Annotated in this window: 22 protein-coding genes and 2 tRNA genes; 14 read left to right on the top strand and 10 right to left on the bottom strand. The window is 43.3% G+C overall.

From position 1 onward, the window contains the following. Window positions 1-208: 208 nt before the first annotated feature. The 3 genes from B4G81_RS13070 to B4G81_RS13060 are packed head-to-tail and all read right to left on the bottom strand — an operon-like array spanning window position 209 to window position 2,089. Complete coding sequence (locus B4G81_RS13070; RefSeq protein WP_294083211.1) at window positions 209-781, bottom strand: RNA polymerase sigma factor; 573 nt, start codon at window positions 779-781, stop codon at window positions 209-211. Between the two features lie 4 nt (window positions 782-785). After that, on the bottom strand, window positions 786-1,298 hold the full coding sequence (locus B4G81_RS13065) for a dihydrofolate reductase (protein WP_294083210.1): 513 nt from the start codon (window positions 1,296-1,298) through the stop codon (window positions 786-788). Beyond that, a complete protein-coding gene (locus B4G81_RS13060) occupies window positions 1,295-2,089 on the bottom strand; it encodes a thymidylate synthase (RefSeq protein ID WP_294083208.1) in 795 nt (264 codons plus the stop codon). Before B4G81_RS13060 ends, B4G81_RS13065 begins: the two co-directional genes overlap by 4 nt. A gap of 236 nt (window positions 2,090-2,325) precedes the next feature. On the opposite strand from B4G81_RS13060, the gene B4G81_RS13055 reads away from it, so the two are divergent. From B4G81_RS13055 to B4G81_RS13045, 3 genes are all read left to right on the top strand, one after another. Beyond that, the gene (locus tag B4G81_RS13055; RefSeq protein ID WP_294083206.1) at window positions 2,326-2,919 is read left to right on the top strand and encodes a DUF937 domain-containing protein; all 594 of its coding nucleotides are present in this window, start codon (window positions 2,326-2,328) and stop codon (window positions 2,917-2,919) included. Window positions 2,920-3,081: 162 nt separating this feature from the next. Beyond that, window positions 3,082-3,558 carry a hypothetical protein gene (locus tag B4G81_RS13050; protein ID WP_294083204.1) on the top strand — a complete coding sequence of 159 codons (477 nt, stop codon included), beginning with the start codon at window positions 3,082-3,084 and terminating at the stop codon, window positions 3,556-3,558. 166 nt (window positions 3,559-3,724) lie between these two features. After that, window positions 3,725-4,276 carry a hypothetical protein gene (locus B4G81_RS13045; protein WP_294083202.1) on the top strand — a complete coding sequence of 184 codons (552 nt, stop codon included), beginning with the start codon at window positions 3,725-3,727 and terminating at the stop codon, window positions 4,274-4,276. On the opposite strand, the gene B4G81_RS13040 is transcribed toward B4G81_RS13045, so the two are convergent. The 7 genes from B4G81_RS13040 to B4G81_RS13010 form a co-directional block, all read right to left on the bottom strand. Continuing rightward, a complete protein-coding gene (locus B4G81_RS13040) occupies window positions 4,277-5,563 on the bottom strand; it encodes a bifunctional folylpolyglutamate synthase/dihydrofolate synthase (protein WP_294083200.1) in 1,287 nt (428 codons plus the stop codon). A 154-nt stretch (window positions 5,564-5,717) separates the two neighbouring features. Next, window positions 5,718-7,784, bottom strand: a complete 2,067-nt coding sequence (locus B4G81_RS13035; protein ID WP_294083198.1) for a dipeptidyl-peptidase 3 family protein — start codon at window positions 7,782-7,784, stop codon at window positions 5,718-5,720. Between the two features lie 62 nt (window positions 7,785-7,846). Beyond that, window positions 7,847-8,353, bottom strand: a complete 507-nt coding sequence (gene purE, locus B4G81_RS13030) for a 5-(carboxyamino)imidazole ribonucleotide mutase (protein ID WP_294083196.1) — start codon at window positions 8,351-8,353, stop codon at window positions 7,847-7,849. A 79-nt stretch (window positions 8,354-8,432) separates the two neighbouring features. Further along, window positions 8,433-8,813, bottom strand: coding sequence for a glycine cleavage system protein GcvH (gene gcvH, locus B4G81_RS13025; protein ID WP_294083321.1), 381 nt, complete (start codon window positions 8,811-8,813; stop codon window positions 8,433-8,435). A 174-nt stretch (window positions 8,814-8,987) separates the two neighbouring features. Further along, complete coding sequence (locus B4G81_RS13020) at window positions 8,988-9,602, bottom strand: hypothetical protein (protein WP_294083194.1); 615 nt, start codon at window positions 9,600-9,602, stop codon at window positions 8,988-8,990. 27 nt (window positions 9,603-9,629) lie between these two features. After that, window positions 9,630-11,081: an RNA polymerase factor sigma-54 gene (gene rpoN, locus B4G81_RS13015; protein ID WP_294083191.1), complete on the bottom strand. Its 1,452-nt coding sequence runs from the start codon at window positions 11,079-11,081 to the stop codon at window positions 9,630-9,632. A gap of 43 nt (window positions 11,082-11,124) precedes the next feature. Then, window positions 11,125-11,442, bottom strand: coding sequence for a hypothetical protein (locus tag B4G81_RS13010; RefSeq protein WP_294083189.1), 318 nt, complete (start codon window positions 11,440-11,442; stop codon window positions 11,125-11,127). Window positions 11,443-11,616: 174 nt separating this feature from the next. Here B4G81_RS13010 and B4G81_RS13005 point away from each other — a divergent pair, with 174 nt between their 5' ends. From B4G81_RS13005 to B4G81_RS12955, 11 genes are all read left to right on the top strand, one after another. After that, window positions 11,617-12,174: an IS1096 element passenger TnpR family protein gene (locus B4G81_RS13005; RefSeq protein ID WP_294083186.1), complete on the top strand. Its 558-nt coding sequence runs from the start codon at window positions 11,617-11,619 to the stop codon at window positions 12,172-12,174. Window positions 12,175-12,176: 2 nt separating this feature from the next. Continuing rightward, window positions 12,177-13,091 (top strand): tRNA (adenosine(37)-N6)-dimethylallyltransferase MiaA, encoded by a 915-nt coding sequence (gene miaA, locus B4G81_RS13000; protein ID WP_294083183.1) that lies wholly within the window; start codon window positions 12,177-12,179, stop codon window positions 13,089-13,091. Window positions 13,092-13,200: 109 nt separating this feature from the next. After that, a tRNA-Asn gene (locus tag B4G81_RS12995) sits at window positions 13,201-13,274 on the top strand. 30 nt (window positions 13,275-13,304) lie between these two features. Next, window positions 13,305-13,378 (top strand) — tRNA-Asn (locus B4G81_RS12990). A 166-nt stretch (window positions 13,379-13,544) separates the two neighbouring features. Next, the gene (locus B4G81_RS12985) at window positions 13,545-14,501 is read left to right on the top strand and encodes an NAD(P)-dependent oxidoreductase (RefSeq protein WP_294083179.1); all 957 of its coding nucleotides are present in this window, start codon (window positions 13,545-13,547) and stop codon (window positions 14,499-14,501) included. A 21-nt stretch (window positions 14,502-14,522) separates the two neighbouring features. Next, window positions 14,523-15,749, top strand: a complete 1,227-nt coding sequence (locus B4G81_RS12980) for a M16 family metallopeptidase (RefSeq protein ID WP_294083177.1) — start codon at window positions 14,523-14,525, stop codon at window positions 15,747-15,749. Window positions 15,750-16,008: 259 nt separating this feature from the next. Further along, window positions 16,009-16,623, top strand: coding sequence for a porin family protein (locus tag B4G81_RS12975; RefSeq protein ID WP_294083176.1), 615 nt, complete (start codon window positions 16,009-16,011; stop codon window positions 16,621-16,623). 164 nt (window positions 16,624-16,787) lie between these two features. Continuing rightward, window positions 16,788-17,033 carry a hypothetical protein gene (locus B4G81_RS12970; RefSeq protein ID WP_294083173.1) on the top strand — a complete coding sequence of 82 codons (246 nt, stop codon included), beginning with the start codon at window positions 16,788-16,790 and terminating at the stop codon, window positions 17,031-17,033. 70 nt (window positions 17,034-17,103) lie between these two features. Then, window positions 17,104-18,549: a D-alanyl-D-alanine carboxypeptidase/D-alanyl-D-alanine endopeptidase gene (dacB, locus tag B4G81_RS12965; protein ID WP_294083171.1), complete on the top strand. Its 1,446-nt coding sequence runs from the start codon at window positions 17,104-17,106 to the stop codon at window positions 18,547-18,549. Window positions 18,550-18,638: 89 nt separating this feature from the next. Further along, window positions 18,639-20,435 (top strand): ABC transporter ATP-binding protein, encoded by a 1,797-nt coding sequence (locus B4G81_RS12960; protein WP_294083170.1) that lies wholly within the window; start codon window positions 18,639-18,641, stop codon window positions 20,433-20,435. Continuing rightward, window positions 20,428-22,161, top strand: a complete 1,734-nt coding sequence (locus B4G81_RS12955) for an ABC transporter ATP-binding protein (RefSeq protein WP_294083168.1) — start codon at window positions 20,428-20,430, stop codon at window positions 22,159-22,161. Before B4G81_RS12960 ends, B4G81_RS12955 begins: the two co-directional genes overlap by 8 nt. Window positions 22,162-22,185: the final 24 nt, after the last annotated feature.

Genomic DNA, 22,185 nt, shown 5'->3' with positions numbered 1-22,185 from the left:
GTAACCGAACAGCACTCTGATTGAATGATTCGCCGTATTAGACGGCATTTTTTGTACTTTTACTTTTTTCCATAGGCATAAGTAGTTAAGTTTGAATAAAAGGTCGTCGCATAAAAAGTCACTGAGATATATTATGTGGCTTTATTTTGCATCAAAAGTATCAAAAAAAGAATAAAATGGGGTAATATTAATAAATATTAACCATGTTTTATTGAAGGAAAGAGAAAAGAAAAATGGGGAAAGAAATTTTAAGGCGTTGGGTCTCTCTCATTTTTTGTATGGCTCTATGTATCGATTTCCTGATGGTATCCGGTTTCATTTCCAGTAAAATGGCTATTTCATCAAAAGAAAGGTTAAGTTGATAATGGTAATAGATTATTTTTCTTTGTTTAGGTGGCAATGCATTTAGCGAATGCTTGATTTTATCTTCTAAATGCAACTCTGTCTCTTTTTCGATAATTCTTTCTACTACACTATCTTCACTTTCCACAATTATTTCATTATAATTTATATGGTTGATTTTAGTTTCCACATTGTAGAGATCTAATAACCGGTTTTTGAGGCAGTGAAGGAGGTAGGATTCTATATTCCTGATATGGGTTAATTGGGTATGGCAAGTGTATATTTTGTAAAAGACATCCTGGATGGCGTCTTTGCATATCTCTTTATCGAAACCGATTTTGAGGCCGTATGCCAGGAGTTCATTGAAATAAAGGCAATAAAGCTCCGAAAAAGCATTTTCGTCACCTTGCAGAAATTCTTGCCAACTGTCTGCGCGCATTTTTCTACTTTCTTTTTATATAGTGCAGGAATGAGTAGTCATATAGATTTTTTTCGTCTGATTTATGCATTTCACTGTAAATTAACTTCCACTGCCGGGGACTGATTTCCGGGAAAAAAGTGTCCGCATCTCCGAATGTGTGATGAATACGGGTGAGATAAAGCTGATCGGCAAGATGGAGCGATGAACGGTAAAGTTGTCCCCCTCCTATAATGAAAACAGTTTCTTCTTCTTTGCAATATGTCATTGCTTCATCTATAGAGCGGACTACAATACAACCAGGATAATTTTCCGCAGAATGGGAGGTGACCACTATATTGGTGCGGTTGGGTAGTGCTCCTTTGGGCAGTGATTCATAGGTCTTTCTTCCCATGACAATGCAGTGACCTGTGGTGATCTCCTTAAAATGTTTGAGATCGGCGGGAAGGTGACAAAGTAAGCCTCCGTTACGTCCGATAGCATTCTGCTCATCGAGTGCGACGATAATGGCAATATGGATTGTTTCCCTGCTTATCATACACTCACAGTACCTTTAATATGCGGATATGGGTCATAATCCATCAGTTTGAAATCTTCGAAACGAAAATCGAAGATATTCTTTATCTCAGGGTTGATATTCATCCGGGGCAGCACTCTGGGAGCACGCGTAAGTTGAAGGTTCACCTGTTCCAGATGATTCAGATAGATATGCGCATCCCCCAGAGTATGGATGAAATCTCCTTCTTCCAATCCGGTCACTTGCGCCATCATTTTTAGTAGCAATGCATAAGAAGCAATATTGAACGGTACACCCAGGAAGATATCTGCGCTACGTTGATATAGTTGCAGGCTCAGTTTGCCATCCGCCACATAAAACTGGAAGAAAGCGTGGCAGGGTGGGAGGTTCATATTGGGGATGTCTGCCACGTTCCATGAACTAACAATAATACGACGTGAGTCGGGATTGTTTTTAATGGCATTGACTACCTGCGATATCTGGTCGATATGCCCGCCATTATAATCGGGCCAGGAACGCCATTGGTATCCGTAGATATGACCCAGGTTTCCATTTTCGTCCGCCCATTCGTTCCAGATACGTACGCCATTATCATTCAAGTACTTCACGTTGGTATCCCCATTCAGAAACCAAAGCAATTCATGAATGATCGATTTGAGATGTAATTTTTTTGTGGTGAGCACCGGAAAACCTTCACTCATCCTATACCGGCTCTGATGTCCGAATATACTGATAGTACCTGTTCCGGTACGGTCCTCTTTTTTGACGCCTTCGTCCAGTACCTGTTGTAATAAGTCGAGATATTGTTTCATTATTTTAAGAATAAAAAGCCAAGATGCAAGAATCAAGACATATAATTTTCACCCAATTTATCTGGGTGGACAAAAATAATGTTTTTTTTTACAGCAGACAATTCGATATATCAAATTGGTAAAATTGGAGATATGAGGTTTTATTCCTCATCTCCTTAATTGTCAAAACCAAAATTGCATAGAAATTGTTTAAATAGATGTATTTTTGGGGAAATTATTTTTTATACTTATTCAAAATGGATCTATCAGAATTATTGAAGAGCACGGCGGGGCAATCCATCGTGAAAAATGTAGCCGGTCAATTGGGCATGAGTCAAAATGAAGCCTCGAGCGTGGTCAGTTTAGCTATACCGGCAATACTGGAGGGGATGACCAAAAATGTACAATCGAGGGACGGTGCGGAGAACCTGAACAAGGCGCTTGAATCGAAGCACGACGGCTCGCTGTTGGATAACCTTTCCGGTATCTTCGGAGGACGTACACAGGAATTGCAGCAGGACGGCAATGGTATATTAAACCATGTGTTCGGGAGTAATCTTGCGGGGGTAGAACAGGGTATCTCCCAGAAGACAGGTCTTAGTAAGAATAAGATAGGACCATTGTTGGCTATTCTGGCTCCCATCGTAATGGCATATCTGGGTAAACAGAAAAGGCAGACCAATACCGGCGCTGGTGGTTTGGGTGATCTTTTGGGTAGTCTTATAGGAGGTGCCCAACAGAAAGCCAAATCCGGAGGAGGCCTTGTGGATATGCTGGGTAGCGCACTCGACAAAGATGGCGATGGTAATCCTTTAAATGATATCCTTGGAGGATTCCTGGGTAAAAGATAGTGAAAACTGAGCTGCTTACTCGAGTTATGAGCAGCACTATACCAGGCATGGAGGAGGAATAGGTTAAACTTTTTCTCCTTTTTACTGTTTTAAGTTAAACGTAAAGACCATTTTGACGTCATAGATTGCAAAGAAATTTTATTGATTAAAAAATACTGAATTATGAAAAGAAAATTTTTATTCTCCTCTGTTGCTGCATTCCTTATACTTTTTGTGGGTTACGGATGTTCGGATGATTCCCTGTCGGATTGGGATGTGCAACGAATGATTGACAATTCATTGGATGGCCAATGGCAAATCGTTAATGTTAAAATAAATGGTCCGGATTGGATATGGTCTGAAGATGAATTTAAAGGGGGCTATAAGGCTACGGTGAACTTACCTGAATTGGATGAAAAAATCTTTGATGAAGGAGCGGTAATTGCTTATTATAAATTCAATAGTGATGCTAAAACCACTTTACCTTATGCGAAAGTAGGCAAAATGAATGATGGAGGTACTTATACCGAAACTTATAGTTGTTATTTTCAATTAGAAAATCCATCTTCTGTGGCAACATTTTACTTAGAATCTACTGATATGGGAACTTATGATCCCTATCCTCCCACAGCGGAATTTCAGATTATATTGATTTGGTAATGTTGAGTGTTGACTGACTACCGGCTTTCCTCTGTATGAAATATGGGCATCAATATTTTGAAGTTATTTTGTACTGTCTGTTTTATGTAATTTTTTGTAGATATTTTATTTAAAATGCCTATTTTTGTCTTCAAGCCAAGAAATAATAATTAAAAAATAAATCTACATGAGGCGGAATTTATGTAAAACAGTGATTATTTCATTGTGTGTAGTGACTGTGTTATTGGGAGGATATTCCTGTTCCGATGATGATCCTTATTATCCGGATGATTATCTGACTGAGGCACAAGTAAGGAGAATGATTGAAGAGGCATTAAGGCAGAATAACGAGCAACTTAATTTTACGGAATGGAAAATTGTGAATATCACAACGGAGGATGGTCATTGGAGTTGGGATGATAGGGACAAACGTTATAAAGCCGTATATGAATTAGCCGGACTGAATGAAAACATTTATAAAAACGGTGCTGTGTTGGGATATGTTTTTATTGGGGAGCAGAATATAAATGAAGTACAAAGGTTACTTCCCTATGTGCAATCTTATGGTGATGCGGATCCGTTTTATACCGAGACGATCAGTTTTGATATACAATATAAAAAAGATGGTGTAGAAAAACCGTCTGTTGCATTTTATATTCAGTCTTCAGACTTGTTCGGAAGTGAAGAAATGGCAGAATTTCTTCCCAGTTATAATTTTAGGCTCGTATTGATTTGGTAATCATATAAATAGTGGTAATGCATCCGCTACGATAAAGGAACTACCGCCGATGAAAATGAGATCATTTTTATCGGCGTTTTCTTTCGCGGCATTTATTGCTTCGGCCACGGCGGTGTAACAGTTACCTTTTAATCCATAGGTTTCAGCATGACTTGCCAGCGTTTTTTCATCCATAGCACGTTCTACCGAAGCTTGGGTGAAATAATATGCAGCATTCTTGGGCAATAGGTTTAGTACGGCTTTCACATCCTTATCGTTGGCCATGCCAAATACGATATGAAGTCTCTTGAATTTTTCTGATTGCAGTTGTTCTGCCACATAGCGTATCCCATGTGCATTATGCGCAATATCACATATAATTCTCGGAGAGGCTTGTAGTTGTTGCCATCGTCCTAATAATCCGGTAATAAGGGTTACGTTGGCGAACCCGTTATATACGGCCTCTTTTGGAATTTCATAGCCGGTTTCGAGGAGTACTTCCACCGCCGTCAAGACCGTCCGGGCGTTTTTGTCCTGCGCCGGCCCTTTTAATTCGGCCTTTACATCAAGATACCCGTCGGCGTTGAACAACCATTCACCTTCGCCCCTCTCCGCTTTAAAATTATTCATATAGAGCTCTGCGAAGACAATAGGGGCACTTACAGATTGTGCCTTATCAATAAAAACCTGTGTTACGTCGGTACTTCCCATTTCTCCAATTACCACAGGGGTGTATGGTTTTATAATTCCTGCTTTTTCGGCAGCAATCTTGGGTAACGTATTACCCAGCTGCTTCATATGATCGAGGCCGATATTGGTAATGATACTGAGGTCGGGAGAAATGATATTGGTACTGTCGAGCCGCCCGCCCAGTCCTACCTCAATTACAGCCACATCTACTTCTTGTTGAGCAAAATAGAGAAAAGCCATTTCCATCGTCAGTTCAAAAAATGAAGGCATGACCGGCTCAAATTGCTCTTTGTGTTTTTCCACGAACTCCATCACAAATCCGCGGGGAATCATTTCTCCGTTAATCCTGATCCGTTCACGGAAGTCAATCAGATGAGGTGAAGTATATAGCCCTACCTTATAACCCGATTCCTGAAGTATGGCTGCCAGTAAATGAGAAGTGGAGCCTTTCCCGTTGGTGCCTCCCACATGAATGGTTCTGTATTGTTGATGAGGGTGATTGAATATTCTATCCAATGCAAGGCTGTTGTCAAGCCCCGGTTTATACGCCTTATCGCCGATTCTCTGGTATTCAGGCATCTGGTGGTAGAGGTAGTCAAGCGTTTCGTTGTAAGTCATGAGTCGGTTTACTGATTTGTTGATTTACTGATCCCGACGGACCGGGACAGGTAGTAATGATTGAACGATTCAACAATCAATACAATGAGGGTGGAACCACTCTTGTGATGCACCCTCATTGTATTGATTATCTTCCTTTGGACTAATGCTTCGATTAATTCTTCAAAGGCAGTACTGAGTATTGCCTTGAGTAACGCAGTTGCTGATCTATATAGTTTTCGTTATAGGATACAGTTACATCGGTTACTTTTCCTTTGTCGTCCGTCACAAGTTTATAGACCGGATTCACAAACCCCTTGTAAGGAGCGATATCCAATGCTTCGTAGCGTGCCAGCACTTCCTTATGCAGGTTGGCATTTACTTTTACTGCATATTTTTCTACTAAGTTCTTGCCGGCTTCGTAATCGCCTTCGGACTTGATCCGCTGTATTTCGGCCAGTAACTCGCCAAAAAGGATGCGCAGTTTGTTGTAATCGTTGACCACTATATATGTTTTGCCGTCACGTTGTTGCATTTCCACTACATTATCGGCTTTTCCGTTCTCGATCACCCAGTTGGAGATCAATGCCCGATTGCGCATATGTGCCTCTTCAATATCCTTACCCGATTCTATACGGGTGAGCTGGGTCATGGCTCCATTCAAAATATAATGGTAATAGGATGTCTTGTATGCTTCATTGTCCGGTAAAAGTCCCAGTTCCACCAATTTGGGGTCAGCCAGATAATAGAGGGCGAAAAGGTCGGCTCTTGTCTCTTCCAATGTGGAACCATGTTCCTTGAGAGCATTGCCATCCACTCCCGGCAGCAGTTTACCTGATCCATGTCCGAGACATTCATGCAAATCGGTATGCAGATTGTCAGTCACTACACCGAACTGTTTGGCTTGCTCACGTTCAGTATCACTCCACATGAATTCTTCATTGAATCCATTCCCTTCGGCTGCTTTATCGTAAGCAAAGGTAATATTGTCGATAGTCACCGATTTGGAACCATGGTCATGCCTGATCCAATCAGCATTCGGCAGGTTGATACCGATGGGGGTAGCAGGATAGCAGTCGCCCCCCAGCATGGCAGCTGTAATAACCTTAGCTGATATCCCTTTGACTTTTTCTTTCCTGAAGCGATTGTCAATGGGGGAGTTATCCTCAAACCACTGAGCATTCTCGCTGATGATTCTGGTGCGTTCAGATGCTTCCAGGCTCTTGAAGTTTACCATCGATTCCCATGTAGCTTTCATACCGAGCGGATCGGCATAATTTTCGATAAAACCATTGATAAAGTCCACCCGGGAAATGGTATCGGTCACCCATTTCACCGAATAGTCATCGAATGTTTTCAGGTCACCTGTGCGGTAATAAGAAACCAGAGAGTTGATTACTTCTTTCTGATGATCGTTCTCTGCTATGGCGGCAGCCTTCTCCAACCATCCTATGATACGTTCGATGGCTTTGCCGTACATCCCGTCCTGCTTCCATACCTGTTCTGTGACTACTCCATCAACTTTTACTACTTTACTGTTCAATCCATATGATACCGGTGTCCGGTCGTTGGGATCTTTCATGGCGTTATAAAAATCCTCTACCTCTTTTTGGCTAACGCCTTCATAGAAATTCACAGCAGAATTGGCGACAATGTCAATACCGGCTGATTGGTTCATACGCTTGGGCATCACCTTGGGATCGAACATCACCGGAAGGATTTCGTTGAGCGTTTCATCGGCTGCCATGCCGTCACGGAAAGGCATACGGCCCGGATCTACTCCCTTGACGATGGAAACAAAATATTCCTGTGGAAATTCAGGCAAGATCTTGTCTTCGGAATAGTGATGGTGAATGCCGTTGGCCATCCAAATCCGTTTCAGGTATATCTCGAAATGTTTCCAGTTTTCGGACGACTTGTCACCCATATAATTTTCATAAACCCCTTCACAAACCCTACGGATAGTCAGGTTATAACGGTTGTGTTGGTCCCAGAGGATATCACGCCCTTCAAGGGCAGCCTGGGATAAATAGTAGATCAATTCTTTCTGTTGCAGCGACAGGCTGTTGAACCCCGGCACGGGATAGCGCAGTATTTCGATATCTGCAAACCGATCTACCTTATATTCGAAAGTAGTGTAGTCGATCCCGTCGTCAACCGGTACCTGTTTATCTGCTCTATTGCCATTGTTACAGGCTACCAGCAGAGATAGGGCAGTGGACATAAGTACTGTTTTTTTCATATTTCAGTAGATATTCGATAGTTATTCAGTTGTAACGCACGAAGTGCGAATAACTATTGAATTTAGTTTGTTTTGAATTTGTAAGTGACGGAAGCCAGCTCTTGGTTGGCTTTGGTAATTTTATTTTTCAGGCTTATTTTATAGTCTGCCAATTTCTGCTGAGCCGATTCATCACCCGTAGCGATCATCTGCAAAGCGAGGATTGCTGCATTTAGGGCACCGTTGATTCCTACCGTCGCTACCGGGATGCCGGGGGGCATTTGTACGATAGCAAGTAAGGCATCCATTCCTTCGAGTGATGAATTAATGGGTACACCAATTACGGGGAGAGTGGTCATGGAGGCGATTACTCCGGGAAGATGGGCCGCCATGCCGGCCGCTGCGATGATTACCTTGATACCTCTGTCTTTTGCCCCTTTCGCAAATTGTTCTACTTCTCCGGGGGTTCTGTGAGCAGAGAGAGCGTTCATCTCGAACGGAATCTCCATGTCATTCAGGAATTGGGCGGCCTTTTCCATTACAGGCAGATCGGAGGTACTGCCCATAATAATGCTTACTAATGGATTCATATAAAATGATTTGCTGATTGTTGATGTGCCGATTTGTTGATGAAGTAAACCCTCAAATTATCACATCATTACACCAATTTTACTTTCCTATAAATTCTTTGTATTCAGCAGCAGACATCAGGCCCGATAATTCATCGGCATTTTGGATTGCTATTTTGATAATCCAACCGTCACCAAATGCGTCACTGTTCACCAATTCTGGTGCATCTTCCAGGGCTGCATTCACTTCCAGTATTTCTCCCGCTATGGGCATCATCAGGTCGGATACGGTTTTTACGGCTTCGATACTTCCAAAAACTTCTCCTTGACTCAGGGTTTCACCTTCAGACGTTACATCTACATAGACAATTTCACCCAATTCTCCCTGGGCAAAATCGGTAATTCCTACATATGCTTCGTCGCCTTCGACTCTTACCCATTCATGATCGGAAGAGTACTTTACATTTTCAGGAAAATTCATCATGATTCAAATTTTAAAAAATATTATTTGTATAATGCTATTAAAAACGTTCACTTGATTTCATCCATCTATTAACTTTCTCATTTTCCCTTTTCTTATTCCGCGGTAAATATACGATTTAATTCTCTTCTGTCAAAGCTCAAATCGGGGACTTTTTTCGATAAGCCGGAGTGATCAGCCCCGTGTTCCCATCCATACGAAAACGAATGAAAGTATAAATCCCAGGAAAAAACCCGCAATCACTTGAGCCAATGTATGACGTTTGAGGATAAGCCTCGATGTACCTACCAGCCCTGCGATAATAAATAATCCCATAAACATAAAATAGGGATTGGAATGTTCTACGAAATAGCTTACCGACATGGCACCCCCAATGAGTCCTCCCACGCCGAACATATGTGCGCTAATCTTCCATTTTAATGTAATGATAATGGCAACTGCCATTATTGCCACTGACGAGATTGGAATCATTAAAAACCATAGAGGCATATGCATCTTGTAATAAAACCATATCATTACCGAATAGGAAATCAGTGTGATGAGATAGGGGTAGATGCGTTCACTACGCACTTTGAGTGATAAATCGGAAATAATCCCCATCTTATATAGTAGAAAAATGAGGATAGACGGTATAGCAAATGAGAAAAGGAATACCGGAGTGAGTATCAGCCAAAACTGGTCTAAATAGGTTACTCCGAAGTAAGTATATACAAAAAGGAGCATGATCCCGTATGTCGGCATCAGCAGGGGTTGAAAGACCGTGGAGATCAGGTGTGCGATATACTTCATCCTTTTCCTGTTTTAGAATTGGCAAAGTTATATTTTTTTTCTTAATCGAGCCACAGGAATGTTTAATTGTTCTCGATATTTTGCTACAGTACGCCGGGCAATCACATATCCTTTTTCGTTGAGTATCTTTGTAAGCTGATCATCGGTAAGTGGTTTTATGGGATTTTCATTGTCAATACTTTCTTTGAGGATCAGTTTCACTTCCCTCGATGAGATATCTTCTCCACTATTGGTCTGCATCGCTTCCGAAAAAAAGAACTTAAGCGGATAGATCCCGGTGTTGGTCTGTACATACTTGCTATTGCTTACACGGGATATAGTAGAGATATCGAATCCGGTCCTTTCGGCTACATCTTTCAGAATCATTGGCTTGAGTTTTGTTTCATCTTCCGTGAGGAAAAAATCATATTGCAGGCTTACGATCGCTTCCATAGTTCGCTGCAGGGTGTTCTGGCGTTGTTTTACCGCATCAATAAACCATTTGGCAGAATCTACTTTCTGCTTCATGAAAAGGATAGCTTGCTTGTCGTCGTTCGACATGCTCTCGCGGTTCTCATTATACCCTTTAAGCATCTCTGAGAAAGATCGGTTCACCTGTAAACTGGGGACGTTGCTGTTATTGAGTTGAATGGATATTTCTCCGTTATAGGAGTCCACGATAAAATCGGGAGTGATATTGTTCATGGCAGTTTGTAAAGTGCCACCCAATGCATTTCCCGGCTTGGGGTTCAGAGAGGTGATTTCACGGATGGCCTTTCGCAATTCATCTTCTGTAATATCCATCTGGCGGATAATTTTATCATAATGCTTCCGGCTGAATTCCTCGAAATAGTTTGAAAGAATCTCTCGTGCGTGTTTCACCGCTTGAGAAAGTTCAGACCGTCCTAATTGCAGTAAAAGACACTCCCGCAAATTGCGGGCACCCACACCTGCCGGTTCCATATCCTGAATTTCATACAATACATCTTCCATCTGTAATGGAGACACATCAATTTGTTGTTGAAACAACAAATCGTCAGAAATAGATTGCAGATCGCGTTGTAGATAACCGTTTTCGTCCAGACTCCCAATGATATATTCCGCCACTAGTTGTCGTTGGCCATCAAGATTTAATAATCCAATCTGCTCAAGAAGTGAGTCACTTAACGATTTGTCATCGTAGTAGCTGATTTCTACTATGTTGGTGCTGATCTTGTGATCGCTTCCATTCAGTCGATAATCAGGTATATCATCTTCGGAGGAATAATCTCCCAATATGATTTCCTCCTGCGATAAGACATCCTCCGTAGTTTCACTGCTGTCATTTCCATCGTCCACGGGACGGGAATCCGACACTTCCAGGGCGGGATTATCTTCTATCTCTTGTTTTATGCGGTCTTCTACCTCCAAAGAGTTCAGTTCTACCAGTTTTATCACCTGCATCTGTAAGGGTGAAAGACGCTGTGTTTGTTTTAGTTCCTGTTGTTGTTTCAGAGCCATAAACGCAGTTGAATAGTCTATTGTGGGGCAAAGATAATGATTTCTATTCCATAAAACAATCATCGTAACCCGCTTGACATGTAAGCGGTACAAGGGCGTATGAATCATATTCATCGTAGGCAGGACCCGGTTTTCCGTTAATGACGATAATACGGTCAAGACGTATCTGGTCGCCGTTCTTAAAGAAAAGAAAATAGCCTTCTTCACGTTTATCTTCAATACTGATGATTTTTCCCTGTGATTCTTCCAGTTCTGGTTCATTGGAAAAAGCAAAATATATCACCCTCGATTCATCTTTTTCCATTTCCGACTCAAAAAGTTCAAAATAACCGGGATCGACAGGCATGTATTTTGGATTCATATTATTATTCTGTTTTATTATTATCTGGGATATGGATATAAAACAACTACTTTTACATTTAGGTTCATCCATATTGAGATGTATATCCTGTCGAATAAATAATCAATGAAATGTAAAAAATTAAAACTTTTTACTACCTTTGAAAGGTAGATAATGTATAAAACGGAGATTACAATGATATTCAAGTTCCTAATCCTGTCCGATGAAGTAGATAACTTCAAGAGAGAAATTAAAATAGATGGAGATGCTACCTTTCTTGAGTTGTATAATGCAATTATAGCAAGTACCGGTTTTAGCAAAAAGGAGATGGCCTCGTTTTTTCTTTGTGATGAGAAATGGCGTAAGAGGCAGGAAATCACCCTTGTAGAGATGGATACTTATTCAGATGAAGATTCTTATATAATGGAAGAGTGTATCTTGAGCGATTATCTGGATGATGAAAAACAAAAACTGCTGTTTGTGTTTGATTATTTTAATGAACGTGCATTGTTTATTGAATTATCGGAACTTATTCCTGGCAAGAACCTGAAGACCCCCGTCTGCACTCTTTCCGTTGGGGAAGCGCCCGACCAGATTGCAGATATAGAAGATATAAAATCAGATACCCTATCATTGGATATGGGCGAATCTTTTTATGGCGATGAAAAATTCGAAATGGAAGAATTGGATAGGGAGGGGTTTGACGGATTAGATGACACTCCGGCAGAACCGGATACGAATGATTTTTATTAACAATGAACACGCTCCTCGTGTTGATTGGCCCCACGGGTGTAGGAAAGACAGATTGGGGTTTGTGTATAGCCGAAGCATTGGGATGCCCCATTTTGTCAGCCGATTCCCGTCAGATTTATCGGGGAATGACCATTGGTACGGCTGCCCCTACTGCCGCACAGATGCGGCGGGTAACTCATTATTTTGTAGGAACACTTTCTCCGGGAGATTATTATAGTGCCAGTGAATATGAGCAGGAAGCCCTTTCTTTGCTCGGGGAATTACATAAGCAATATCCGGTGGTGGTGATGACGGGTGGATCCATGATGTATGTCGATGCTGTGTGCAAAGGAATCGACGATATTCCTACTATTGATGAAATGCTACGAAAAGAGTTACAGGAACTTTACGATAATGAAGGTCTTGACCCTATACGTCGGCAATTGAAAATTCTCGATCCGGTTTTTTATGATGAGGTAGACCTGAAAAATCCCAAACGGGTAATCCATGCATTGGAAGTATGCCTGATGGCCGGAAAACCATATTCGTCTCTTCGTACTAACCCGAAAAAGAAACGTCCGTTCCGGATTATAAAGGTTGGTTTCACCCGTGATCGGGAAGAACTGTATAAACGGATCAACAGCCGTGTCGATCAGATGATTGAGGAGGGACTGTTAGAGGAGGCAAGGAACTTCTACCCGAAACGTCATTTGAATTCACTTAATACGGTAGGCTATAAAGAACTTTTCGACTATTTCGACGGGAAATATACGCTGGAATTTGCCATAGAGAAGATTAAGCAGCATACCCGCAATTATGCTCGGAAACAACTTACATGGTTCAAAAAAGATAAAGAAACAACTTGGATCAACCTGACGAATAAAAATGGAGATATGGTAAAAGAGATATGTAACTTATCGGAAAATTATAGTTCCTGATTAAGTACCGGTTTTTTTGAAGATAGTTTCTGTATAATTTTTCTTGGAGTTATTGGTTTATTCGGAAAATTATACTACTTTTGCAACGCTTTTCGGCAAAGAGAAAAATTCTTCCTTAGCTCAGTTGGTTAGAGCATCTGACTGTTAATCAGAGGGTCCTTGGTTCAAGTCCAAGAGGAAGAGCGGAAAAGGTAAAAGTGTAAATAATTTAATTCTTCCTTAGCTCAGTTGGTTAGAGCATCTGACTGTTAATCAGAGGGTCCTTGGTTCAAGTCCAAGAGGAAGAGCGGAAAACGGGTCAAAAGGCTCGTTTTTTTGTTATATATATTTTTAGTAGGAAAGTGAAAGGTTCTAACAGTCTTCACTCTCTCGTAAGAAACAAAATTAAAACCCAATTGTTTCATCCCATTTTTTGAACGGGGAAAACGTTCCGGGATGCTTTATTCTGAAAATATGAAAAAAATATTAATAGCATACCGTCTGAAGCCGGAGGGGCTAAAAGAGCTGGAAGGGAAATATGATGTTACCCTGCCTGTTGATAAATCGTACTTTACTAAAGAAGAGGTAATGGGTTTGATCCCTGATTATGAGGTATTTGTGCCCAACTTTGGCTTTTATACCGATAAGGAGATGATGGACAGGGCAGTGAAACTGGAGTTGATTTCCAATTATGGGGTAGGCTTTAACAATATAGATGTGGATTATGCCACGAAAAAGGGAATTGTGGTAACTAATACGCCCGATAGCACACGTGAGCCAACAGCAGAGTTTACGTTCGCACTATTGATGGCTGCCGGTCGCCGTATTGGTTATTACGACCGGAAATTACGTACTCCCGAGGGAGTGAGTTGGGGTATGTATGCCGAAAGTAGTTTACCCGTGTATGGAAAAATATTGGGTATCATTGGCATGGGTAGGATCGGGCAATCATTGGCACGCCGTGCCGAGGCATCGGGCATGGAAATCATTTATCATAACCGTCATCGTTTGGATGAAACAATCGAGCAGCGATATAAGGCCCGGTATATGTCACAGGAAGCACTCCTCACAGCGGCCGATTATATCTCTCTGAATGCACCTTATACATCCCAGACACATCATATGATTGGAGAACGGCAATTCAATATGATGAAACCTACTGCTGTCTTTATCAATACTGCGCGTGGCAGTATGGTGGATGAAAAAGCTTTGGCGAAAGCGTTGAAAGAAAACAGGATTTGGGCTGCCGGACTGGATGTGTTCGAGAATGAACCGCATATCCTTCCGGAATTGCTGGAGCTTGATAATGTGGTGCTTGCACCTCATGCTGCCACCAAAACTATAGAGGATCGGATCAAGATGTCGGTGGAAATGACACGGAATATTGTGGGATTTTATGAAGGGACCTGCTCCGTATCAAGGGTGAATTGAGAGGGGAGAGGATTATAAGTAATGGTACAGACACACACTTTATTGAACGGTTTACGTATTATCCACCGTTCTTTCCCATCCGACATATCTTATTGCGGTATTGCAGTGAATACCGGAACCCGGGATGAATTTCCCGGGGAGCACGGTATGGCCCATTTTGTGGAGCACATGCTCTTTAAGGGTACACAAAAGCGCAGGGCACACCATATTGTCAACCGGATGGAGGATGTGGGAGGAGAGCTCAACGCATACACGGCAAAGGAAGAGACATTTATTTATGCCGCTTTCCCGGGTGAATATTTATCCCGGGCGGTGGAATTGTTGGGCGATATTGTTTTTCATTCCCAATTTCCGTCGCGGCAAATAGAGAAGGAGCGGGAAGTGATCATCGATGAGATTCTGTCATACGACGATTCTCCTTCGGAATTAATCTATGATGATTTTGAAAATATGGTATTTGCCGGACACGATTTGGGGCACTATATACTGGGTAATCCGGAAACGCTGCAATCATTCAATACCGTAAATATAAAACGTTTTACTGAGAGGCAATACCGCCCGGATAACATGGTTTTTTTCTCTTTTGGAAAAACTCCCTTTTCAAAGGTGGTACGTTTGACGGAAAAATATTTTTCATCCGCGTCTAACCCGTCCAACGGAGCATTACCCCTCAAACAACGTACATCTCCAGGTATCCTTGTTCCTGCAAGGCAAGAGATGCGGAAAGACACTTCCCAGTCGCATGTGGTAACGGGTTGGAGGACTTTCAATATGCACCATCCCGATAAGTATGTATTGTATATGATCAATCATATATTGGGTGGAGGAAGCCTGAACAGCCGGTTCAATGTATCGCTCAGGGAAAAACACGGACTGGTCTACCATGTGGAGTCAAACCTGACATTGTATTCCGATACCGGTCTGTTCACTGTGTACTTTGCCTGCGACCCCAAGTTCAAAGAAAGATGCCTGCGGCTGATCCAGAAAGAAATAGAGAAGATCATGCAGGACGAATTGACGCCTACGCAATTGATGCGGGCCAAACGGCAATGGAAGGGACAGATGGGAATTGCTGCGGAGAATCATGAAAACAGTGCGTTGGCGATGGGAAAGGCCTTTCTGCATTTCAACCGCTATACGCCGTTGAACGATCTCTTCCCCAAAATCGACCGGATCACAGCGCGGGAGATCAGGGAAGTTGCCAATGAAATCTTCCCAACATCTCCTTTTGAGTTGAGTTATGTATGATCAGATGTAATTTATCATATTTTGGTGATTGATTGGATAGCAAAAATAATGAATAAATATGAAAGAGAATTGTTGTAGAGTGTTCTCTCCCACAATTTTTACATTTGATACATTATGTGATCAAACAATTTGGGGCTGTCGGATGTTATATGCTGTAGTATTTAAACCATTTTTGAAAGATGTAGTCTGAATGCAAACGAAGACATGATCTTCCAATAACGAACTAACTAATTAAAATTTTAACTAAAAAAATGAAATTATGAAGAAAATGACATTCTCGCTGATCGTGGCAATGCTTGTTGCTGTAACGTCAGTAAGTGCACAGCAGCTATATCTTGGCGTAAAAGGAGGTGTAAACTTGTCAAACTTTAGTGGTGACCTTGACAATGCAGATGCAAAAGTTGGGTTCAACATAGGATTGGCTGCCGATTATGAATTTATGTTCAACCATGCCATCCAGACAGGATTATTTTTCACAACGAAAGGTGCGAAATACGAAGGGGATCTTGGTGATGTATCCGGAAAGCTTACGATGAACCCCATGTATCTGCAACTTCCGGTACATTATGCTTATAAGTTGGATGTTGCTCCCGGCACCCGTCTTGTTTTCCATGCCGGTCCTTACATGGCAGTGGGTGTAGGCGGAAAAGTAAAGGTTAAAGCAAGCGGTTCCTCTGCTGAAGTCAGTGATGATTTTTTCCAGGATGGCGCTTTCAAACGTTTTGATGCCGGTTTAGGTCTTGGCGTGGGTGCCGAATTCGGTCCGCTTTTGGTGGATCTGGGTTGGGATATGGGATTGACAAATATCTCCGATATCAGTGGTGTGGATGCCAAAAACCAGAATGCTTACCTCACTGTAGGATATAGATTCTGATCATAAGCAGAAAACAGATTATATAAGCGGATGGCTCCCCAAAGGAGTCATCTTTTTTTATTGGCCGCCCGGCATGAGCGGTAAATTGAAAATGTGTAATGAAAATTGTGACTTTAGTCGTGATTTATTTATATATTTGACTCATCAATATAAATGGAGTGACTATGAAAAAAGTTAAAGTTACAATAGACATCTCTTCGCCTGAAGGAAGGCAGATCGTTGAAGAATTGAAGCAATCTCCAGATATTGTCTCATTCGAAAGTAACCTGTCCATAATGGAAGAACCTGTAAAAATATATAAGCCGAAGGAGGTTTTGAAAAAGGATATTCCCGATGAATATATTGAAAGCGAATTATTCTGGGCATTAGTAGAAAAGAGAAATTTCTGTATAGATAATGGAATCATATAGCCATCTATATCAATAAGAGTATGTCGAATTATTTAACTATCGAAGAACAAGATTGATAAATTTAAAACCGATGAAAAAATATTGCCTTGTAATTATTCTTCTTTTCGGAACCTTTTTATCATATTCGCAGACGGCCCTGCAGCGTTTAGTCAACGACCCGGCGCTAAAGCACGCTTCGCTGGGAGTATCCATGGTTGATTTAGAAAGCGGCCAGCGTATCGTTTCGTACGATGCAGGGAAATCACTTACTCCGGCATCCATTCTTAAATTGATCACTACCGCCACAGTCCTGGAGACATTGGGAGATAATTACCGTTATAAGACCGAACTGGCACTCGATGCCGATGATCCGTCGCGTATCTTGGTTTTCGGTGTCGGAGATCCTACGCTGGGAAGCGAGGCGTTCGGGGAAAATAAGAATGCTTTTTTTATCCATTGTGCCGATGCCCTTGGAAAGTCACTTCCCAAAGACAGGGAGTATTCCATTTACGTGGTGGATAACCTCTTCGGGTATGACGGCATTGCACCCGGATGGACTTGGATAGATATGGGAAACTATTATGCCGCGGGGGCTTATGGTATCAGTGTTTTCGATAATAGTTACCGGTTGTTTTTTAATACGGTCGATAGAAATAATTGTCCGCGGATCCTTCGTACAGAACCGGAGATCAAAGGGATTACCTTCCGGAATTCGCTTTCACTGAATAATAGCGGGCAGGATAACGGATATATTTATGGCGTTCCTTTCTCTTACGACAGGGAGGTGAGGGGTAATATCCCGGGCGGTAGGACGGAATTCAGTATCAAGGGCGATATTCCCGATCCGGGTATGTTGCTGGGTGAAACACTGGCTGACTATCTTTCCCGTGCGGGTTTCAGGATCGAGAAGATTGAAACCGCACGTAACGACTATCTCTCGGGAGTTTGTAGGGCGGAACGCAGGAAAACAGGTTATCGTGCCGGAAAAGTGGTCTTCACGCAGACATCTCCTCCCTTGAAAGAGATCATCCGGGAGGTAAATGTGGAGAGTAATAATCATTATGCGGAACATCTGATCCGTACCTTGGGGCGCTACAGCAAAGGAGATATCTACGCCGATCCGTTAGAGGCCGGCATTGAATATGTAGAAGAGTTTTGGAAAGGAAAAGGGATTGCCACCTCCTCATTGCAGATGTATGATGGTTGCGGACTGGCACCACAGAATGCAATAGCACCGCAGTTCCTGACAGACTTATTGGTATATATGTACAACCGAAGCGATTATTCCAATGCTTTTCTTCAATCATTGCCCAAGGCAGGGCAGGAGGGGACAGTCCGTAGTTTTCTCCGGAACACGAAACTAAACGGGAAAGTTTTCGTGAAGAGCGGCAGCATCGGAGGGGTACAGTGTTTTGCGGGTTACCTGCTCGATGGAAATAAAAAATATGCGTTTGCCGTGATGGTGAACAAGTTCAATGGTACACGTCCCCAGGTCAGGAGTGCTATCGAGCAGTTTTTGACTGAAACATCCCTATAAATAGGGGCATTTCGAGAAAAAAATCCCAATTTTAAGGGATTGAAATCATTGTGCTGAGGCAGTAATTTTGTAAAAAATGCATGTACAAGATGAAATCTCAGAATCAAACCTCCATATTCAATTTATTAAGGGGCTATATGGGAAAGAAAGGAATTTTGATGCCTTTTTCCATTACGCTCTCGGTTTTGGGAAACCTGGTAGGGATATTGCCGTTCGTATGCGTATGGCTGATTATCCGCCTGTTATTCACGGAAGGAACCGCTGCCTCGGGCAATGAAATTGTCCGGTACGCCTGGTGGGCTTTCGGTTTTTCCATTCTCTTCATCCTGTTTTATTTTACCGCGTTGATGTTGTCGCATCTGGCCGCCTTCCGCCTCGAACGGAACCTGCGCTATTCGGCCATGGAGAAAGCGGTGCGTATGCCGCTGGGCTTTTTTACAAAGAACAGCAGCGGAAAGATGCGTAAAGTGATCGATGACAACGCCGGCATTGTGCATACATTTGTCGCACATCAATTGCCGGACCTGGCCGGAGGCCTCGCCGTGTTTGTCGCCACCCTTGTATTGATGTTCGTTTTCGATTGGCGGCTGGGATTTGCCTGCCTGGTTCCACTGGTGATTGCCTTTGCCCAGTTTTATATGATGATGGGGAAGAATTATGCCGCCACCATGGGGCAGTATATGACCTCGCTCGAAGCGATGAATACCGAAGCGGTGGAGTACGTGCGCGGAGTCCCTGTGGTAAAGGTATTCCAGCAAACGGTCTATTCGTTCAAGCGGTTTTATGACAGTATCATGGATTATAACAAGTGGGTGAAGGAATACGCTGCATCCATGAGGAGATCGATGTCGATCTATACCGTGGCCATCAACGGTTTTGCCTTCCTGCTCGTTCCCGTGGCAATTATCCTGGTAGGTGTCGGTGGTAACTGGCAAGAGGTCACCCTGAACTTGATATTTTATGTGTTGGTCACCCCTTTCTTCGGGCAATGTATCATGAAGTTGATGTACGTGCTCGATGGGTATCGCCAGGCGGGTGAAGCCGTGAAGAGGATCGAAGCGCTGACCGATGAAAAACAGCAGCTTGTGACCTTGCAACCGCCGACCCCAATGCCTTCCAGATACGATATCCGTTTCAACGACGTCTCTTTCCGTTACGAGGGGGCAGTGAAAGATGCGCTCTCCCATATCGACCTGACCATTCCACAAGGGAAGACTGTCGCATTGGTAGGTGCTTCCGGAAGCGGAAAGACGACCCTGGCACGGCTTGCCGCCCGTTTCTGGGATACCGGAAATGGCGTGGTATCGATCGGGGGCGTCAATGTAAAACGGATCTATCCTTCAGCGCTAATGAAGCATATATCGTTTGTTTTTCAAAATACCGAACTCTTCAAAACCACCGTCCGTGAGAATATTCTCTATGGCAATCCCGGTGCGGCACAGGCCGATGTCGACCGGGCTATCGACCTGGCACAATGCCGGGAAATCATCGATAAATTGCCGCATGGGCTCGACACAAAGATCGGGACGGAAGGGATTTACCTTTCAGGCGGTGAACAGCAGCGTATTGCCCTGGCAAGGGCTTTCCTGAAGGATGCGCCTATTATCCTTCTCGATGAAGCGACCGCTTTTGCCGATCCCGAAAATGAACGGGAGATTCAACTGGCCTTGGCGCGGCTGATGCAAGGCAAGACGGTGGTGATGATTGCCCACCGCCTCACCTCGGTCACCGATGCCGATAATATCGTGGTGATGGAGGAAGGACGCATTGCCGAACAGGGAACGCATGCGCAATTACTGCAAAAGGAGGGGCTTTATTGCCGTATGTGGAAAGAATACCAACAATCAGTCGAATGGGACATCAGAAAGGAGGCAAAGCATGCTTAAATATATACAGAAACGGTTTGCCATGAGCGAACAGGGGGCGCGTGATTTTATCAAGGGAGTGGTGTGGACCACGTTGCAGAACATTTCATTCATGTTGCCGGTAATGCTGGTGTATCTTTTCCTGCAGCACTTCTTGTCGCCCTATTTGAACGGGCAGGAGGCAGCCTCCTCTTCTATATGGCCCTACATTGCTTTCAGCGTGGTGGCCATCGCCATCATTTATGTCATTGCTGTTTTTCAATATAACAACACGTATGTGAGTGTTTATAACGAGAGTGCCGTGCGCCGCATATCGCTTGCCGAAAAACTGCGTAAACTGCCGCTTTCTTTCTTCGGGGAGAAAAACCTCTCCGACCTTACTTCTACGATCATGCAGGACGCTGCCGACCTGGAACATACCTTTTCTCATGCCATCCCGCAGTTGGTGGGGTCGTTTATCACGTTGCTGTTGGCGATGGTGGGACTTGGCTTTATGAATTGGCAACTGGCGCTTGCCGTCTTCTGGGTAGTTCCCGTAGCCCTGGCGATACTATGGATCACCAAGAAGATGCAAACGAAAGAACATCGGGCGAGTTACCGGCAGAAACGCGCGGTGACCGAAAAGATCCAGGAAGGGATACAGCAGGTACAGGAGATCAAGTCTTATGGACAGGAAGAAACATATCTTCGTGAATTGTCGGTCGAGCAGGAACGGTTTGAAAAGGGGCAAATCAAAGGTGAATTGCTGGTCGGGGTAATCATCAACACCGTACATGCCCTTATCAAGTTGGGTATCCCCACGCTGATATTGGTCGGTACGACCCTGCTGATCGCCGGAAAAGTTGATTTCCTGACTTACCTCTTCTTCCTGATTCTCTCTTCGGTGATTTTCAACCCGCTGCTGAATGCATTGGAACATGGAGCGGTGCTGTTCTTCCTTGATATTCGTATCAAGCGGATGAATGAAATTATGGACCTTCCCGTACAAACCGGAGCCGCCGATTATCAGGTGGACGATTATACCATCCGTTTCGACCATGTCGGTTTTTCGTATAAGGACGATGAAGAAGATGTTTTACAGGATGTGTCGTTTGAGGCCCGCCAGGGTGAAGTCACCGCATTGATCGGTCCTTCCGGCGGAGGTAAAAGCACAGTGGCCAAACTGGCTGCCCGTTTCTGGGATGTAAACAGCGGCTCTGTCACCTTGGGTGGCACGGACATCACCACCATTGATCCCGAAGCTCTGCTGGAAAATTATTCGATTGTTTTTCAGGATGTGGTGCTCTTTAACGGTACGGTAATGGACAATATCCGCATCGGGAAGAAAGACGCGAGTGACGGTGAGGTATTATGTGCGGCGCATGCTGCCCTGTGCGATGACTTTGTACACGATCTTCCGGATGGATACCGCACCATTATCGGTGAGAATGGCAGCAGGCTTTCGGGGGGTGAGCGTCAACGGATCTCCATTGCCCGCGCACTGCTGAAAGATGCGCCTATCGTGTTGCTGGATGAAGCTACTGCTTCGGTGGATGCCGAAAATGAAACCAGGATACAGGCCGCTATCTCGGAACTCGTCAGGAATCGTACGGTATTGATCATCGCCCACCGCATGCGTACCGTGGCCAATGCCGATAAGATCGTCGTGCTGAAGGATGGACGGATTATTGAACAGGGGACAGCTCAGGAACTACTGACGAAATCCAACGGGATATACAAGACTATGAAAGAAATGCAAAGTGTATAGTGTGTGACAACAATAATTTCACAA

Source organism: Proteiniphilum sp. UBA5384, from assembly GCF_002410825.1.
GTDB lineage: Bacteria > Bacteroidota > Bacteroidia > Bacteroidales > Dysgonomonadaceae > Proteiniphilum.
The sequence above is the reverse complement of the archived record's forward strand: the minus strand, read 5'-3'. Positions and strand labels throughout refer to the sequence as shown.